This window comes from Nocardiopsis sp. FR4 (assembly GCF_009830945.1).
Taxonomy (GTDB): Bacteria; Actinomycetota; Actinomycetes; order Streptosporangiales; family Streptosporangiaceae; genus Nocardiopsis.
The window spans coordinates 144,312-160,506 of the sequence record NZ_VWVV01000013.1 but is presented as its reverse complement, the minus strand read 5'-3'; the positions used below and the strand labels follow the sequence as shown (position 1 = coordinate 160,506).

At 71.7% G+C, this 16,195-nt stretch carries 17 protein-coding genes; 7 read left to right on the top strand and 10 right to left on the bottom strand.

Features of this window, described 5'->3' with window-relative positions:
• The first annotated feature begins 150 nt into the window (after window positions 1-150).
• The 3 genes from FYW95_RS14700 to FYW95_RS14690 all read left to right on the top strand — a co-directional run bounded on the left by FYW95_RS14700 (window position 151) and on the right by FYW95_RS14690 (window position 3,436).
• Entirely contained in the window at window positions 151-1,821 is a 1,671-nt protein-coding gene (locus FYW95_RS14700) for a protein kinase family protein (protein WP_159943384.1), read from the top strand.
• Between the two features lie 101 nt (window positions 1,822-1,922).
• The gene (sigM, locus tag FYW95_RS14695) at window positions 1,923-2,549 is read left to right on the top strand and encodes an RNA polymerase sigma factor SigM (RefSeq protein ID WP_159943383.1); all 627 of its coding nucleotides are present in this window, start codon (window positions 1,923-1,925) and stop codon (window positions 2,547-2,549) included.
• The gene (locus FYW95_RS14690) at window positions 2,546-3,436 is read left to right on the top strand and encodes an anti-sigma factor family protein (protein WP_236567862.1); all 891 of its coding nucleotides are present in this window, start codon (window positions 2,546-2,548) and stop codon (window positions 3,434-3,436) included. Before sigM ends, FYW95_RS14690 begins: the two co-directional genes overlap by 4 nt.
• Window positions 3,437-3,540: 104 nt before the next feature.
• Here FYW95_RS14690 and FYW95_RS14685 read toward each other — a convergent pair whose 3' ends face one another.
• Window positions 3,541-4,263, bottom strand: coding sequence for a response regulator (locus FYW95_RS14685; RefSeq protein WP_159943382.1), 723 nt, complete (start codon window positions 4,261-4,263; stop codon window positions 3,541-3,543).
• Window positions 4,260-5,414, bottom strand: a complete 1,155-nt coding sequence (locus FYW95_RS14680; RefSeq protein WP_159943381.1) for a sensor histidine kinase — start codon at window positions 5,412-5,414, stop codon at window positions 4,260-4,262. The genes FYW95_RS14685 and FYW95_RS14680 overlap by 4 nt, the downstream gene beginning before the upstream one ends.
• Window positions 5,415-5,641: 227 nt before the next feature.
• Between FYW95_RS14680 and FYW95_RS14675 the strand changes: the two genes are divergently transcribed.
• The 3 genes from FYW95_RS14675 to trxA all read left to right on the top strand — a co-directional run bounded on the left by FYW95_RS14675 (window position 5,642) and on the right by trxA (window position 7,734).
• The gene (locus FYW95_RS14675; RefSeq protein ID WP_159943380.1) at window positions 5,642-6,076 is read left to right on the top strand and encodes a hypothetical protein; all 435 of its coding nucleotides are present in this window, start codon (window positions 5,642-5,644) and stop codon (window positions 6,074-6,076) included.
• Window positions 6,077-6,392: 316 nt separating this feature from the next.
• On the top strand, window positions 6,393-7,325 hold the full coding sequence (gene trxB, locus FYW95_RS14670; RefSeq protein WP_159943379.1) for a thioredoxin-disulfide reductase: 933 nt from the start codon (window positions 6,393-6,395) through the stop codon (window positions 7,323-7,325).
• A gap of 85 nt (window positions 7,326-7,410) precedes the next feature.
• Entirely contained in the window at window positions 7,411-7,734 is a 324-nt protein-coding gene (trxA, locus tag FYW95_RS14665) for a thioredoxin (RefSeq protein WP_159943378.1), read from the top strand.
• A gap of 192 nt (window positions 7,735-7,926) precedes the next feature.
• Here trxA and FYW95_RS14660 read toward each other — a convergent pair whose 3' ends face one another.
• The 8 genes from FYW95_RS14660 to rpmH form a co-directional block, all read right to left on the bottom strand.
• Window positions 7,927-8,868, bottom strand: a complete 942-nt coding sequence (locus FYW95_RS14660) for a ParB/RepB/Spo0J family partition protein (protein ID WP_159943377.1) — start codon at window positions 8,866-8,868, stop codon at window positions 7,927-7,929.
• 23 nt (window positions 8,869-8,891) lie between these two features.
• The gene (locus tag FYW95_RS14655) at window positions 8,892-9,737 is read right to left on the bottom strand and encodes a ParA family protein (protein WP_201294873.1); all 846 of its coding nucleotides are present in this window, start codon (window positions 9,735-9,737) and stop codon (window positions 8,892-8,894) included.
• A 125-nt stretch (window positions 9,738-9,862) separates the two neighbouring features.
• Window positions 9,863-10,543 carry a 16S rRNA (guanine(527)-N(7))-methyltransferase RsmG gene (gene rsmG, locus FYW95_RS14650; protein WP_159943376.1) on the bottom strand — a complete coding sequence of 227 codons (681 nt, stop codon included), beginning with the start codon at window positions 10,541-10,543 and terminating at the stop codon, window positions 9,863-9,865.
• 167 nt (window positions 10,544-10,710) lie between these two features.
• Window positions 10,711-11,199 (bottom strand): Jag family protein, encoded by a 489-nt coding sequence (locus FYW95_RS14645; RefSeq protein ID WP_159943375.1) that lies wholly within the window; start codon window positions 11,197-11,199, stop codon window positions 10,711-10,713.
• 114 nt (window positions 11,200-11,313) lie between these two features.
• Window positions 11,314-12,249, bottom strand: coding sequence for a membrane protein insertase YidC (gene yidC / locus FYW95_RS14640; protein WP_159943374.1), 936 nt, complete (start codon window positions 12,247-12,249; stop codon window positions 11,314-11,316).
• 28 nt (window positions 12,250-12,277) lie between these two features.
• Window positions 12,278-12,574, bottom strand: coding sequence for a membrane protein insertion efficiency factor YidD (yidD, locus tag FYW95_RS14635; protein WP_159943373.1), 297 nt, complete (start codon window positions 12,572-12,574; stop codon window positions 12,278-12,280).
• A complete protein-coding gene (gene rnpA, locus FYW95_RS14630) occupies window positions 12,574-13,005 on the bottom strand; it encodes a ribonuclease P protein component (protein WP_159943372.1) in 432 nt (143 codons plus the stop codon). The genes yidD and rnpA overlap by 1 nt, the downstream gene beginning before the upstream one ends.
• A gap of 77 nt (window positions 13,006-13,082) precedes the next feature.
• The gene (rpmH, locus tag FYW95_RS14625) at window positions 13,083-13,226 is read right to left on the bottom strand and encodes a 50S ribosomal protein L34 (RefSeq protein ID WP_013155858.1); all 144 of its coding nucleotides are present in this window, start codon (window positions 13,224-13,226) and stop codon (window positions 13,083-13,085) included.
• Between the two features lie 651 nt (window positions 13,227-13,877).
• Between rpmH and dnaA the strand changes: the two genes are divergently transcribed.
• Window positions 13,878-15,644: a chromosomal replication initiator protein DnaA gene (dnaA, locus tag FYW95_RS14620; protein WP_236567865.1), complete on the top strand. Its 1,767-nt coding sequence runs from the start codon at window positions 13,878-13,880 to the stop codon at window positions 15,642-15,644.
• Window positions 15,645-16,195 lie beyond the last annotated feature (551 nt).

Here is a 16,195-nt window from a genome sequence, read left to right as displayed (position 1 = left end):
GCAGGGCCGACGGCCCCCGCGCACGCACCCCGTACCGCTTCAGTCCCGGTCCTCAGGACCGGAGAGACCCGCGCGACCGTTCCGGTCCGCGGGCGGACACGAGGCGACGGAGCGGGCGAACCAACGGCACTTGCGCCCGTCACTCCCATCATGAGCACCTTCCTCATCGAACCCGGGGCGAAGCTGGCCAACCGCTACCGCCTCGACCAGGTGGTGAGCGAGACCGGCGGAGCCACTCGCTGGAAGGCCACCGACGAGACGCTCGCGCGCCCCGTCGCCGTGTGGACCTTCGCCGAAGGCTTCCCGCGCACGTCCGAGGTCGTGCGCGCCGCCAGGGCCACGAGCCGCATCCCCGACGCCCGCGTCACCCAGGTCTTCGACGCCGACGACTCCTCCCCCGTCCCCTACGTCGTCGAGGAGTGGGTCATCGGCTCCTCCCTCGCCGACCTCGTCGCGCAGGGCCCCATGGAGCCCGAGCGCGCCGCCGGCCTGGTCGCCGAGGCGGCCGAGGCCATCGCCGCCGCGCACGCGGGCGGCCTGCACCACCTCTGCCTGACCCCGAGCAAGCTCATGTGGAGCAGCGGGGGCGCGGTCAAGGTGACCGGTATCGGTGTGGACGCCGCGCTGTTGGGCGCCGCCACCGCCAACCCCGCCGCCGACGACGCCCGGGGGCTGGGCAACCTGCTCTACGCGGCGCTCACCGGGCACTGGCCCGGCGGCCCGCAGAGCGGTCTGCCCGCCGCCCCGCAGGGGCCCGCGGGCCCCTACCCGCCCCACCACATCCGGCAGGGCATCAACGAGACCCTCGGGACCATCACCACGCGCGCCGCCCTGCCGCAGCTCGCGGGGCAGACGGTGCCCGGCGGTCCGATCACCTCACCGGCCGACTTCTGCGCGGCCATGGCCGAGGTCCCCCGCCTCATCCCGCTCCCGGTCGCCCCGGCCGAGTCGACGCCGCCGCCCGAGCCCGGGACCTCCCGGCGCACCGGCGAGTTCGACAGCACGGGCAACGGCCGGTCGGGGTACGACCGCGACTCCGGCCCCCACCGCGGCGCCCGTGCCTCCGCCGCGCGCGGGGGCACCGGACCGCAGCGGGGCTCCGGCGTCCGGACCGCGTCCGCCCAGCGCGGCGCGGGGCCGGACGGGGGCCGCGGGCACTCGGCCCCCTCACGCATGGACCGGCGGGCGGAGCGCACCCAGCCCTCCGCCCGGAAGATCCTCATCGGCGCGCTGGCCACGGTGCTGTTCGCCGTCGTGGTGGTGGGCGCCTGGACGGTGGGGGCGAACATGCGCGACGCCGACGACCCGGCCGTGCCGAGCGGTGACACCAGCGACGACGTCTCCGGGGGCGGCTCCTCCGAGGACCTGGTCCCGTTGGACGTCACCGGGGCCCGCGGGTTCGACCCCTTCGGTGACAACGACGAGCACTCGGACAAGGCCGGGAACGCGATCGACGGCGACCCGGCCACCGTGTGGAACACCGAGGGCTACAAGGACCCCCTCCCGAACCTGAAGGAGGGTGTGGGGCTCCTCCTCGAACTCGACTCCGGCCGGGAGGTCCACGCGGTCGACCTGGACATGCCCGCGCACGACTACGCGGTGCAGATCCGTGTCGGCGACAGCGACTCCGTGAGCGACCAGGCCAGTCTGGACGCCAGCCTGCCCGTGGCCGCGGAGCGGACGGTGAGCGGCTCCACGACCGTGGAGATCGAGGGCGGGGCCACCGGGAGCTACGTTCTCATCTGGTTCACCGATCTGCCCAACGTGGACGGTGACTGGCGCGGAACCGTGAACGGGGTCGAGGTGCTCGGCATCACATGACGCAGGGGTTCGGGAGGGCCGACCGGTTCCGGGCCGGACGGTCCTCCCGTATCCTCGCGGACCCAAGGACGCCGATGTGTGGGGATACGTGATCGGAACTGATGGACGCGGCCCAGGAGCCTCCTGACCAGGAGCTGTTGACCAGGCACGCTCAGGGTGACGACCAGGCCTTCGCGGTACTGGTGCGCCGTCACCGTGAGCGCCTGTGGGCTGTCGCCGTACGCATGCTGGGCGACCCCGAGGAGGCCTCCGACGCGCTCCAGGACGCGTTCGTGTCCGCGTTCCGCGCGGCCGACCGCTTCCGCGGCGAGTCCCAGGTCACCACGTGGCTGCACCGGATCGTGGTCAACGCCTGCCACGACCGCCTGCGCCGGCGGAAGGTGCGCCCGGCCACCCCCACCGAGGACTCCGCCCTGGACGTCATGTCCAACGAGCGGCTGGGCCGCATGGGCGGCGCCCCCGACCACGCCGCGCAGACCGAGGCCCGGCTGGACGTGCACGCGGCCCTGGAGGAGCTCCCCCTGGACCAGCGCATGGCGCTCACCCTCGTGGACATGCTCGGCTACCGGGTGGAGGAGGCCGCACAGATCCTGGACGTGGCGTCGGGAACGGTGAAGAGCCGGTGTGCGCGAGGTCGCGCGAAACTTCTGCCCTCACTGGCCCATCTGAGGAACCCTCAGCACCGCGGAGACGTCACAACTGGGAGAGGAGGTGCCAACCCATCGTGACGTCGCATCCAGACGTGGAGGCGCTCGCCTTCTTCGCCGAGGAGCTCCTGGAGCCCGACGAGGAACGCACCGTCGCCGCCCACGTGGACACATGCCCCATCTGCGCGGCGACCCTGGGCGAACTCACCGGGGTGAGCGAGGCGTTGGCCGCCGCGCCGACGCCCCCCATGCCCAGGGACGTCGCCGACCTCCTCGACCAGCGCGTCGCCGAGGCGGTGCGCGAACGGTCGGCGCGGACCGGGGCCGGGGAGGAGCCGCCGGGCGCGGCCCGGGTCGGACCCGTACCCCCGGTCGGCGGCGCCGGGGCCACCGTGGTCCCGCTGTCGCGCGTGCGCCGGGGCCCGGGCGGGGTCAACACGGCCCGGCTGCTGATGGTGGCCGCCGCCGCGGTCGTCGTCGGAGGCGGCGGCGCGGCGGTGTTCAACGGCCTCGTGGCGGGCCAGCAGGACCAGGCCGGGGTCGCGGCGCCGTTGTCCGAGGACGGAGGCGAGGAGGCCGCCCCGGACACCGCCCAGTCCTACACGCCCCAGGTGGTCTCCAGCGGCACGGTCTACGACGGGGCCTCCCTGTCCGCACAGGCCGAGCGCACGCTCGACCTGTCGCCCGTGCACGGCGTGCCCGCGGACGGCGGGGCCGAGCCGATGACCGCGGCGGAGACCGCGCCCCCGGGGGTGGCGGAGTGCGCCGCGCTGCTCGGTGAGGAGCTCGGGACGTCCTTCGCCCTGGTGGACGACGCCCACTACGGCGACGCGGACTCCCGCGCCTGGGTGCTGTTCACCGCGCCCGCGGACGAGGAGGTCGACGTGTACGTGGTCGACCCGCGCTGCGCCCAGGGCGCTCGGGCCGAGCAGAGCGTCCTCGCCCGGGAGACCGTCCAGGCCCCCTGACCGGATCCCCGGCGGGCCTCCGCCGGGTCCTCCTGTCGCCTCACCGATCCGTCGACGTGTCGCCGTGTCGACAGAGCGACCCGTCCCCGGTGTGCCCGGGCCCCTCACCGGCCCGGGCGCACCAGCCCCGTCTCGTAGGCGATCACCACCAGGTTGACCCGGTCCCGGGCCCCGAGTTTGGCCAGGACCCGGCCCACGTGGGTGCGCGCGGTGGCCGGGCTCAGGTGCAGCCGCGCCCCGATCTCCTGGTTCGACAGGCCCCGGCCGACCAGGGCGAGCACCTGCCGCTCCCGGTCGGTGAGCACGCGGAGCCGCTCGGCCGCCTCGGGGGCCACGGAGGTGTCGGCCAGCCGCTCGATCACCCGTCGCGTGACCCCGGGCGAGAGCAGGGCCTCCCCCGCCGCGACCGTGCGGACCCCCTCGCGCAGCTCGTCCGGGCCCGCGTCCTTGAGGAGGAAGCCGGAGGCGCCCAGCCGCAGGGCGGTGAACACGTTGTCGTCCTCGCCGAAGGTGGTGAGCACCACCACCCGGGGCCCGCCGCGCGCCGACGTGTCGACATGACCGTCCGTCGACCTGTCGGCCTCCCGCACCGCACCCGGTGCGGGCCTCCCCCGGCGCCCCAGCTCGCGCAGCACGGACAGGCCGTCCAGGGCGGGCATCTGGAGGTCGAGCAGGACGACGTCGGGGCGGTGGCGGTCGATGTCCGCCAGTGCCTCGCGGCCGTCGGACGACTCGGCCACCACCTCGATGCCGTCGTCGCGCTCCAGGAGGGCGCGCACCCCGGTGCGGACGAGGGGCTGGTCGTCCACCAGCAGGACCCGGATCACCGCTCACCTCCCAGGGGCAGCCGCGCGCGCACGCCGAACCCTCCCCCGAGCCCGGGGCCCGCCTCCAGGGAACCGCCGACCAGGCGCACGCGCTCGCGCATCCCCGCCAGCCCGCTGCCGACCGCGGTGCCGTCTGGTACCGCCTCCCCGCCGCCGTCGTCGGCCACCGTGACTCCGAGCACTCCGCCCTCCCTCGTGAAGTCCACCCGGGCCGTTCGGGCCCGGGCATGGCGCAGGGTGTTGGTGAGCGCCTCCTGGACGATCCGGTAGGCGGTCGCGTCCACCACCCCCGGCAGTTCGCCGGGACGGGGCGCACCGGTCACCGTCACGTCCACCCCGGCGGCGCGGACCGTGTCCGCCAGCTCGTCCAGGTGCGCCAGGGAGGCGATCCGGCCGTCCCCGGGGTCGGCCTCGCGCAGTGCCCGCACGGTGGCGCGCAGCTCGCGCAGGCCCGCACGGGAGGACCGGGTCACGTGCTCCAGCTCGTCGCGGGCGGCGGCCGTGTCCGCCGGATCCTCGGCCAGGGCCTCGGCGGCCACGGAGGCGTGCAGGGACACCACGGACAGGTGGTGGCCCACCGCGTCGTGCAGGTCGCGGGCGACGCGGGCGCGTTCGAGGGACAGCCGCTCGGCCGCCTCGTGCTCACGGGCCCGCCGGTCCAGCAGCTCCATCCGCGCGCGCTGGTGCCCGGCCACGCGGTTCTGCCACCGTGCGTGCCCCAGGGCGACGGCCGCGCCCATGACCGCCACGGTGGAGGCCAGCTCGTACCCGAGCAGGTAGGCGGGGTCCTGTCCCTCGCCCAGGCGGACCGCGGTCGAGACCGCGACCAGGGCGGCCCCCGTCGCCGCCGCCCAGAGCGCGCGTCCGGCCTCGGCGGTGGAGTACAGGGCGGCGGCCATGGGGACCGCCAGCCCGATGACGGGCAGGTCGAGGACGTAGTTGGCGATGACGAGCACCGAGGTGGCCGCCAGGACCGCGACCGGCCAGCGGCGGCGCAGGAGCATGAGCGCCCCGAGCAGCGCGGCCAGCCCGTAGCCCAGCGGCAGGTTGCCCGTGCCGCTGACGTCGGACGCGACCGCGATCGCCACCACGGCGAAGACGGCGAACCCCAGGAGGGCGTCGACGATGGCTTCCTGGCGGTCGCTGGGCATGCGGCGATTCTACGGAGCCGGGGCCCGGCCGTCCGGCGTCCGCGCGCCCGCGCCGTTACGCGTCCGGGCGTAGGCGGCGGGGGCCGGGGGACGTAGGGGCCCGGGGCCGGGAACGGAGGCGCGCGGACGCCCGCGCTTCCTAGCGTGGGGGTGAGGCGGCCCGTCGATCTGTCGACGTGTCGCCTCACCGACACGGCGACCAGCCCGTCCCGACCTGTGAGGCAGACGTGAACCCCGAACCGACACCGTCCGCGCCCTCCCCCGCCGGTCCCTCCACCGACATCCCGTGGTCGCTGGTGCTGGGGCTCGGCGCGCTCGCCCTGCTGCGTCCGCTCCTCAACATCACGGGGGTGAGCGAGTCCCTGGACGCGGGACCGGTCCTGCCGGTGGGGACCACCCTGCTCATCACCGCCGCCTGGGTGCTGGCCGCGGTGCTCGCCCGCGTCCCGCGCCCCGTGCTGACCCTGGTGTACACGGGACTGGCCTACGGTGTGCTCGCCATCGTGCTGAGCGCGGTCCTGTCCCCCCTGACGGGTGAGGGGCTCCGGGGCCCGCTCACCAGCCCGTTCGGGTTCGCGGGCGTGCTGGCGGTGAACGCCGCCTGGGGGCTCGTGGCGGGTGCCGCCGCCTGGGCGGTGCGGGCGGCCCTGCCCTGGCGGTAGGGCGCGTCACCGGGCTTCTGGGCCGCGCCTGGGCGGCGACCCGGCGCCGACCCTGCCCCCGGTCCACCCGGGCGGCGCCGACCCCTCCTGGGACGTCTGAGGCGCTCCCGGGTCCGCGGTCGGCCCCGAGGCCGGTCCGCAACGGCCCCGGGACGGCTCAACACACCGTCCCGGCCCCGCCCCGATACCCCGCCCCCGTAGCCTGGGACGGTGTCCGAGGGGGAATGCCCTACGCCTACCATCGGTTGTGCTAACCATCTTCCCCTGGGGTCACACCGCGTGGCCAGGGCAGTGACTGTGTGAAGGGCCAACGAGCGTGAGTGACGTCCGCAATGTCATCATCATCGGTTCCGGACCGGCCGGGTACACCGCCGCCGTGTACGCCGCCCGTGCCGAGCTGCGCCCCCTGGTGTTCGAGGGGTCCATCACCGCAGGCGGCGCGCTGATGAACACCACCGAGGTCGAGAACTTCCCCGGCTTCCCCGACGGCATCATGGGTCCCGACCTGATGGACAGCATGCGCAAGCAGGCCGAGCGCTTCGGCGCCGAGCTGGTCCCCGAGGACGTGACCTCCGTCGACCTGGCCAAGCCGGTCAAGGAGGTCGTCGCGGGCGGTGAGACCTTCCTCGCGCACACGGTCATCCTCGCCACCGGCTCCGGGTACCGCGAGCTGGGCGTGCCCGGTGAGAAGGAGCTGTCCGGGCGCGGCACCTCCTGGTGCGCCACCTGCGACGGCTTCTTCTTCCGCGACCAGGACATCGCGGTGGTCGGCGGCGGCGACACCGCCATGGAGGAGGCTCTCTTCCTCACCCGCTTCGCCAAGTCCGTCACCGTGATCCACCGCCGCGGCGAGCTGCGCGCCAGTCGCATCATGGCCGAGCGGGCCCAGGCCAACGAGAAGATCAGCTTCCTCTGGAACACCGAGGTCACCGCGGTGCTGGGCGAGGAGCGCGTCACCGGACTGAGCATCCGGAACAACCAGACGGACGAGGCCGGCACCCTGGACGTGACCGGGCTGTTCGTCGCGATCGGCCACGACCCCCGGGTGGAGCTCTTCGCCAAGCAGCTGGAGCTGGACGAGGAGGGCTACGTGAAGGTGGACTTCCCGTCCACGCGCACCAGCCTGGAGGGCGTCTTCGCCGCGGGCGACGTGGTCGACCACCAGTACCGCCAGGCCATCACCGCCGCCGGCACCGGGTGCGCCGCCTCCCTGGACGCCGAGCGCTACCTCGCCGAGCGAGGCAACTGACCATCCCCGGGCGGCTTCCCCGGGGCGACCGGAAAGCCGCCCACCCACCCCCCGCCATCCCGGTTTCGTCGAACCAAGGAGAACCATGTCCACTGTCAAGCACGTTACCGACGACTCCTTCAAGGACGACGTCCTCGCCAGCGACAAGCCGGTCCTGGTGGACTTCTGGGCCGACTGGTGCGGCCCGTGCAAGCAGATGGCCCCGGTCCTGGACAAGATGGCCGAGGAGTACGGCGACAAGATCGAGATCGTCAAGCTCAACACCGACCAGAACCCCAACACGCCGCGCGCCTACAACGTGATGTCCCTGCCGACGATGAACGTCTACAAGGACGGTGAGGTCGTCAAGCAGATCATCGGCGCCAAGCCCAAGCGCGTCCTGGAGAAGGACCTGGCCGAGTTCCTGTAACCCCCGGCCCGACCGCGCTCCGCCGGAGGCCCCCGGACTACTGCTGGAACCTCAGCGTCCGGGGGCCTTCGCCTGCCCGGGGAGCGTGCGGGGCGCCCTCGCGCCCGGAGCGCGCCCGGACGTTTCACGTGAAACAGCGCTCGCGCGGGGCGGCCCCGAGGCCGTGTTTCACGTGAAACACGGCCTCGGGGATCAGGTGTCCATCTGGCCGATGATGCGCTCCAGGTCCTCCATCGTCGCGAACTCCACGACGATCTTGCCCTTCCTCCGGCCGATGTCCACCTTCACGGTGGTGTCCAGGCGGTCCGCCAGACGGGTGGCCCACTCCTCCACCTGGGGCGGGTTGGCGATCCGGGCCGAGGTGCGCCGCGGCCTGTCCTCGTCCGGCGCCTCCCGGAGCGCGACCATCTCCTCCAGGGAGCGCACCGAGATACCCTCCTGGACCACCCGGGCCGCGAGCCGGTCCTGGAGGTCGGGGTCCTCCACGCCCAGCAGGGCGCGCGCGTGTCCGGCGCTGAGCACACCGGCGGCCACGCGCGTCTGCACCTTCGGCGTCAGGTTCAGCAGGCGCAGGGTGTTGGTGATGTGCGAGCGGGACCGACCGATCCGCTGGGCCAGCTCCCCGTGGGTGGCGCCGAAGTCGTCCAACAGCTGCTGATACGCCGCGGCCTCCTCCAGCGGGTTGAGCTCCTGCCGGTGCAGGTTCTCCAGGAGGGCGTCCCGGAGGAGTTCGTCGTCGCTGGTGCTCCGGACGATCGCGGGGATCCGGTCGAGGCCGGCCTCCTTGCTCGCCCGCCACCGGCGCTCGCCCATGATCAGCTCGTACCGGGGCGCGCCCCCGCCCTCCAGCTTGCGCACCACGACGGGCTGGAGGAGGCCGACCTCGCTGATCGAGTCGCGCAGCTCCTCCAGGGCCTGGTCGTCGAAGTAGTGCCGCGGCTGTCGGGGGTTCGGCGTGATCGCGCCGAGCTCGATCTCCTCCAGGTACGTCCCGTCCGGCATCGCCGACACGTGCTGCTCGACCTGCTCGACGGCCTCGGGTTCCGCTGGTTCCCGTACGCTCTCCGACGGAGCGGGGCCCTGGGGGATGAGCGCTCCCAGTCCCCTGCCCAGACCTCGCCGCTGCTGGCTCACCGGCAATTTTCCTTCCTCACGAACTAGGCCCGCCGGGCCGTCTCACTGTGCCCGTCTCGCTGTGCCCGGTGGGCGATCTCCCGGGCGGCCCGCAGGTAGGCCACCGCGCCGGTGGACGCCGGGTCGTAGGTCATCACCGACTGGCCGTAGCTGGGCGCCTCCGACACGCGGACGCTGCGGGGGATCAGCGTCTCCAGGACGGTGTCCCCGAAGTGCGAGCGCACCTCGTCGGCGACCTGCTGCGAGAGCCGGGTGCGGCCGTCGTACATCGTCAGCAGGATGGTGCTGATCGCCAGCCCGGGGTTGAGGTGGGACTGGACGAGCTCCACGTTGCGCAGCAGCTGGCCCAGACCCTCCAGGGCGTAGTACTCGCACTGGATCGGGATCATGACCTCGTCGCACGCCACCATCGCGTTGACCGTGAGCAGTCCGAGCGAGGGCGGGCAGTCGATGAGGATGTAGTCCAGGTCCGAGGTGTCGTAGGCGGCGAAGGCCCGCTTGAGCCGTGCCTCGCGCGCGACGAGGGAGACGAGCTCGATCTCGGCTCCGGCCAGGTCGATGGTGGCCGGGGCGCACCACAGGTTGGGGATGTCCGGCACCGGCTGGGCGAGCTTGCGGATCTCCTCGTCCTCCACCAGGCAGTGGTAGATGGACCGGGTCTGGTTGTCGCGCTCCATGCCGAGGGCCGTGGAGGCGTTGCCCTGCGGGTCCAGGTCCACCACGAGGACGCGCTGTCCGTGCATCGCCAGGGCCGCCGCGATGTTGACCGTGGTGGTGGTCTTGCCGACGCCGCCCTTCTGGTTGGCGACACCGATCACCCGGCAGGAGGCGGGGCGGGGCCAGGTCTCGTCGTGCCGGCGGGCCGCCATGGCCGCGCGGGCGAGCGGGGATTCGGGGGCACCGGCCGGTGTTTCACGTGAAACATCGAGCAGGTCCCCGTAGCCGGGCGACGTTTCACGTGAAACATCGGCGTTGTTGTGGGACACGAATGAGTTCACCTCTTCCGTCCGCGCTTCTTCTTGCCGCTCCGGGGCGGACCACCGTCGGATGTCACCGTGACGCGAACGACCGTGGTAGCGGGATCGACTTTACCCCGACCCACCCTGATCACATCGCTAACGCTAGGCCGCAGTTTCGAAACGTCTTGCCCCGCCGCGGCCAACTCGGCCTCCGCCTGCTCGCCCTTGAGCGCGAGGAGGCTGCCGTCCTTGCGCAACAGCGGCAGGGCCCATCCCGCGAGCCGGGACAGCGGGGCGACCGCGCGCGCGGTCACGAAGTCGGTGTAGAGCTCCCCGTGCGCCTCCTCGGCCCGGCCCCGCCGCACCTCGACGTTGGGCAGGTCCAGGAGCTCGACCGCCTCGTTGAGGAAGACGGTCCTGCGCAGGAGGGGTTCGAGGAGGACCATCCGGATGTCGGGGCGCATCAGGCCGAGCACCAGGCCGGGCAGGCCAGCCCCCGAGCCGATGTCCACCACCTCGGCACCCTCGGGGAGGAGCTCCTCGACGACGGCGCAGTTGATGAGATGGCGCTCCCACAGGCGCGGCACCTCACGGGGACCGATCAGGCCCCGCCGCACCCCGTCATCGGCGAGCAGTTCGGCGTAGCGCCGCGCCTTCGGCAGGGAGTTCCCGAAAACGGCCTCCGCCACGCCGGATTCCTCAGCGCCCGAGGTCATCGGTCACCACCTGTACTCGTTCATCGTCGTTTCCTTGGCCCCGCGCTGGAGCCAGCGCGGCCCTCCATGATCCTACGCGCGGGGAGCACCGGGGTTTCACGTGAAACAGGAAGGGGGTGGCGACGTTTCACGTGAAACATCGCCACCCCCTCGGGGTGCCCGCTCCCTCAGGAGGCGGGGTGCACCACCACGTAGCGGTTCGGCTCCTCGCCCTCGGACTCGCTGCGCAGACCGGCGGCGGCCACCGCGTCGTGCACCACCTTGCGCTCGAACGGGGTCATCGGCTCCAGCGAGTACGCCTCGCCGGACTCCTTGACCTTGTCGGCGGCCTCGGTACCGACCTGGAAGAGCACCCTGCGCCGGCCCTCGCGGTAACCGCCGATGTCCAGCATCAGACGGCTGCGCTCACCGGTCTCCCGGTGCACGGCCAGGCGGGTGAGCTCCTGGAGGGCCTCCAGGACCTCGCCTCTCTCGCCGATGAGCTCGTCGAGGGTGGCGCCGACGACGGAGACCAGCGCGCGGTCTCCCTCGACGTCCATGTCGATGTCGCCGTCGAAGTCGGCGATGTCGAGGAGTCCCTCGATGTAGTCCGCGGCGATGTCGCCCTCGTTCTCCAGGGCCTCGATGTCGATTCCGGCCTCAGGCGCCTCAGCCACCGCTACTCCACCGCTCTCTTCCACGCTACTTGCCACAGCGATCCCGTCTCCTCATCCCGCCGTACGCCTCAGGGGCATCGTCGCCTGCGCACTCGAACGCGTCTCCAAGCGACGCTAGCGGGAACCGCCACCGGAGCGCTTGGAACGCGGCTGCTTCTTGGGCTGCTTGCGTTCGATCTTAGGCTCTTCCTTCGGCTCAGGCGCGGATTCGGCCGTCTTCTTCCGGCTGAGCATCCCCTTGGCGGAGCCGTTGGCCTTGGTGGCGTCCTTGGCCGGTTCGCCGGGCTCCGGCTGCCTGCTGTAGAGGAAGTGCTGCTGCCCCATGGTCCAGACGTTGGAGGTGACCCAGTAGACGAGCACGCCGACCGGCATCATGAGACCGAAGAGCCCGAAGAGGGGCGCCATGTACATCATGATCTTCTGGGTCTGCATCATGGGGTTGTCGGGCATCTGCGTGATGCTGCGCTTCATGCTCTGGCGCATGGTGAGGAAGGTCGTCGTGCCCATGACCACACAGGCGATGGCGATGATCACCTTGGCCATGATCGGGTCGCTGGATCCGAGCGCGAGGAGGTCGTCGGGGGAGCTGTTGAACTGCGCCGCGATGGGGGCCTCGAAGATCAGCGCCGAACGCGCGCTCTCGACCAGCTCCTCGGTGAAGCCGTAGCGCACGTTGCCCTCGGCGACGCTGCGCAGCACGCTGAAGAGCGCGAAGAAGACGGGCATCTGCAGGAGGAGCGGAAGGCAGCCCATGATCGGGTTGGTTCCGCTCTCCTGGTAGAGCTTCATCGACTCCTTCTGCAGGCGCTCCTTGTCGTGCTTGTAGCGCTCCCGCAGCTTCATGATCTTGGGTTGGATGTCCTGCATCTTGCGCTGCGTGTTCATCTGCTTGACGAACAGCGGCACCAGCAGGAGCCGCATCAGCACGGTGAGCAGGACGATCGACAGGCCCCAGGCCCAGCCGCTGTCAGTGTCGAGGCCGATGAAGGTCAGACCCGCGTGGATCTGGACCAAGATCCAGCCGACGATGTTGTAAAGCCAGTCCAGCACCGGCCAACTCCTATGTGATTCGGTTCAGCTACTGATCCTCGGGAGCGGTTCCGGTGTGCCCGGCTCCGCCCGCGGTCCGGCGCCCCCCGCGAGGCGGAACCGGATCCAGACCTCCGGGGTTGAAGGGGTGGCACCGGGCGATGCGCCGGGCCCCCAGCCACAACCCGTAGAGGGCGCCGTGCACGCGCAGCGCCTCGACGGCGTAGGCGCTGCACGAAGGGTAGAAACGGCACACCGGGGGGAAGAGCGGGCTGATGAAACGCTGGTAGCCCCGGATCGGCAGGATCAGCGCACGTGCCAGCACCGTCGGTCTGTGCTCGGTCATCAGCCCGTCCACCGTTCTCCGCCCGCGTCGGGGCAGCGGTTCCCCACTGTTCGGCTTCTCGCCGGGGAGCGGCGGCGCGACGACGTTCCCCGGGGACGCGTCGCCGCGGCGATCGCGTCGTCGAGTTGCGCGGCCAGCTCCCGGTGCCGCGCGGTGGCGGCGGAGGGTCTGGCGCGCACTACCAGCAGGCTACCGGTTGGCAGAACCGCCAACCGGGGCCGCATCAGGTGGCGCAGTCTGCGCTGCACGCGCTTGCGCACGACCGCTCCCCCGACCGCCTTGCTCACCACGAAGCCGACCCGTGGCGGGTCGTCGGACGCGGCGCGGGCGAGGTAGACCACGCCCAGGGCGTCCCGGGACGAGCGCCGTCCCGAGCGCATGACGGAGCCGAACTCCGCGCTGTGGCGCATCCGGTTCCTCGGCGAGAGCATCGGGTTCCTTCCACGAAAAAGGGACCGGCCGGCGAAGAGGCCGGACCGGTCCGAAGAAACGTGGGGCTGAGCGTGGCCTAGTGGCTCACGGTCAGCGCCGCGCGCCCCTTGCGGCGACGCGAGGCGATGATGGCGCGACCGGCGCGCGTACGCATGCGCAGCCGGAAGCCGTGGACCTTCGCGCGACGCCGGTTGTTCGGCTGGTACGTACGCTTGCTCACTACTGGCTCCAGGGGCGTGTCAGGAAAGTACTACGACAGACCCCCAGGATATGCGGGGCCTCAGGGTGCATGAGCCGTCACCGCGCCACCGTGGGATCACGGGCGCAGGCAGATCAGCGGCATAAGCATAAAGAAGATACGACCTGGTCCCGTCGCGGTCAAATCGGCCGCCCGCCGGGTCCCGTCCTCGGGGCCCGGGTCCCGGGCACTTCCCGGGACCCGTGGTTGTCCACAGGCGTGTGCGACTTCCCCAGCCCCCCGCCTCTGTGGATAACCTCAGCCTGTGGATAACGCGGCGCCCACCCCCGCCGTTCCGGCCCCGGGCGGCGCAGAAGCTCTCGCACACGCCATCTGACCTGCAGATTGTGGATAACTCTGCACTGTGGACGAAGATCTGCCATCCTGTGGATAACCCTGTGGAAAACCTGTGGACAACGTCCCGAACCTGTGGATACCGGAGGTAGTCAAAGGCTTGGTGTCTTCCGTCGCAGTGAAGTTATCCACAAGCCCATACCCCCCAGAAGCACCGACACCTCCCGGCAGGGGGGACAATGGGAAGTCGCTCCCGGCACCCCCTTCCCACTCCGCACCGCACCGAAGGGACTGAACCCATGGCAGGTCACCTTGGCTGACGCACAGGTCAACCTCGCAGTGGTCTGGTCCAGCGTGCTGGACGGGATCGACAACGACTCACTGCCCGCGCACCAGCGCGCGTGGCTGCCGCAGACCCGTCCGCTGGGTCTGATCGAGGACACCGCGCTCATCGCGGCGCCCAACGAGTTCACCAAGAAGGTGCTGGAGACCCGCCTGTACCCGGCGATCAGCAAGGCGCTGTCCGCCCACCTGGGCCGGGAGATCCGGGTCGCGGTCACGGTCGACCCCACCGCCGTGCAGACACCGCCGCCCACCCCCGCGCCCCCCGGCGCCTACGGACGCCCGGCACCGCCCCAGCAGAGCTCCTTCCCGCCGCCGGAGGCGCCGCGCGGGCAGCACGCGCGCCCGGTGGCCGTCGAGCGGCCCGACCCCCCGGCGCCCGGGCCGGAGAACCAGGCCGACCTGCTCAGCCCCGCGCCCTCCGGCACCGAGGAGGAGCCGCACACGGTCCGCGACGCCCCCGCGCCCTGGGTCCAGCAGACCTTCGCCTCTCCCCAGGAGACGCCCACCGCCCCGCCGCTGTGGGAGCAGCCCTCCGCGCTGGAGCAGCAGTCCTGGTCCGGCCCCGAGTGGGACCGGCCCAACCGCTGGGAGACCCCGAAGGAGGAGCCCGCCGAGGCCGCGGTGGAGGAGGGGGAGCCCCCGGCCGAGGAGCCGGAGGAGCCCGCCGCCGAGAGCGAGCCGGCCCCCGCTCCCCCGGGCCGCTCCCAGGAGGCCCCGGCCGGCGAGCACGCGCACCTGAACCCCAAGTACACCTTCGACACCTTCGTCATCGGCTCCAGCAACCGGTTCGCGCACGCCGCGTCGGTGGCGGCGGCCGAGGCCCCGGCCAAGGCCTACAACCCGCTGTTCATCCACGGCGGCTCCGGGCTGGGCAAGACCCACCTGCTGCACGCCATCGGGCACTACACGCACCGCCTGTACGAGGGCTCGCGGGTGCGCTACGTCAGCTCCGAGGAGTTCACCAACGAGTTCATCAACTCGATCCGGGACGGCAAGGCCGACGGCTTCCGCCGCCGCTACCGGGACATCGACGTGCTCCTGGTGGACGACATCCAGTTCCTGGAGAACAAGGAGCAGACGCAGGAGGAGTTCTTCCACACCTTCAACACGCTGCACAACTCCGACAAGCAGATCGTCATCTCCAGCGACCGGCCGCCCAAGCAGCTGACCACGCTGGAGGACCGGATGCGCAGCCGGTTCGAGTGGGGGCTGCTCACCGACGTCCAGCCGCCCGAGCTGGAGACGCGGATCGCCATCCTGCGCAAGAAGGCGGCGCAGGAGGGGCTGGCCGCACCGCCGGAGGTGCTGGAGTTCATCGCCAGCAAGATCTCCACCAACATCCGGGAGCTGGAGGGCGCGCTGATCCGGGTCACCGCGTTCGCGAGCCTGAACCGGCAGTCGGTGGACCTGGACCTGACCAGCCAGGTGCTGCGGGACCTGGTGCCCAGCACCGAGGTGCCCGAGGTGACCGCCGGGGCGATCATGTCCCAGACGGCCGCCTACTTCGGCCTGACGGTCGAGGACCTGTGCGGGACCTCGCGCTCGCGGGTGCTGGTGACCGCCCGACAGATCGCCATGTACCTGTGCCGGGAGCTGACCGAGCTCTCCCTCCCCAAGATCGGGCAGCAGTTCGGCCGCGACCACACCACGGTGATGCACGCCGACCGCAAGGTGCGCGCGCTGATGGCCGAGCGCCGGTCCATCTACAACCAGGTGCACGAGCTCACCAGCCGGATCAAGGACCAGCCCTCGATGGGCTGACCCGGCCGCTCCGCCGGTTCCCCGGCCGCATCGGTTCGACGACTCCACCGGTCCCGCTCCACCGGTTCCACAGGTTGTGCACAGGGCCGCCCCGCCACGGGGCGGCCCGCTGTTATCCACAGGTTCCGCGCCCTTTCGCGGGGTTATCCACAGGCTTGTGCGGGCGTACGTCCCGGTTGGGATGTCTCGTCGGCCGTGACCCGGCTGGTGCCTCGAAGGTGCCGGATCACCCTGTTCGCCGAGGCTGTTGCCCTTCCCACACCGGTTCCGGCGGCCACTGTGCCAACGACCGTTGCACAGAAGAGGAAGGGGTCCTGTGGACAAACCTGTGCACAGCCTCTTTGCCCGGGTTCGGGCGTTCTGCGGAAGCGGTCAGAAAAAAATTTTGCGCCTCTTCGGCGAAGTTATCCACAGGAGAGGGGTCAATTCTGTGGACAACCCTGTGGATAACTTGTGGAAAACCGCTTCTAGGCTGTGGGTAACTGCCCCCGTTCCTGTGGACAGGAGAGCACGTGATCCCATCACCTCACCACCGGCTGTTGTGGACAACC

Bases quoted from the DNA above. Each gene is read 5' to 3' on its own strand.
- yidD (WP_159943373.1), bottom strand. From the start codon at position 12,574: ATGACCGAGCACAGACCGACGGTGCTGGCACGTGCGCTGATCCTGCCG.
- trxA (WP_159943378.1), top strand. From the start codon at position 7,411: ATGTCCACTGTCAAGCACGTTACCGACGACTCCTTCAAGGACGACGTC.
- FYW95_RS14680 (WP_159943381.1), bottom strand. From the start codon at position 5,414: ATGCCCAGCGACCGCCAGGAAGCCATCGTCGACGCCCTCCTGGGGTTC.
- sigM (WP_159943383.1), top strand. From the start codon at position 1,923: ATGGACGCGGCCCAGGAGCCTCCTGACCAGGAGCTGTTGACCAGGCAC.
- rsmG (WP_159943376.1), bottom strand. From the start codon at position 10,543: ATGACCTCGGGCGCTGAGGAATCCGGCGTGGCGGAGGCCGTTTTCGGG.
- rnpA (WP_159943372.1), bottom strand. From the start codon at position 13,005: ATGCTCTCGCCGAGGAACCGGATGCGCCACAGCGCGGAGTTCGGCTCC.
- FYW95_RS14700 (WP_159943384.1), top strand. From the start codon at position 151: ATGAGCACCTTCCTCATCGAACCCGGGGCGAAGCTGGCCAACCGCTAC.
- FYW95_RS14655 (WP_201294873.1), bottom strand. From the start codon at position 9,737: ATGGCGGCCCGCCGGCACGACGAGACCTGGCCCCGCCCCGCCTCCTGC.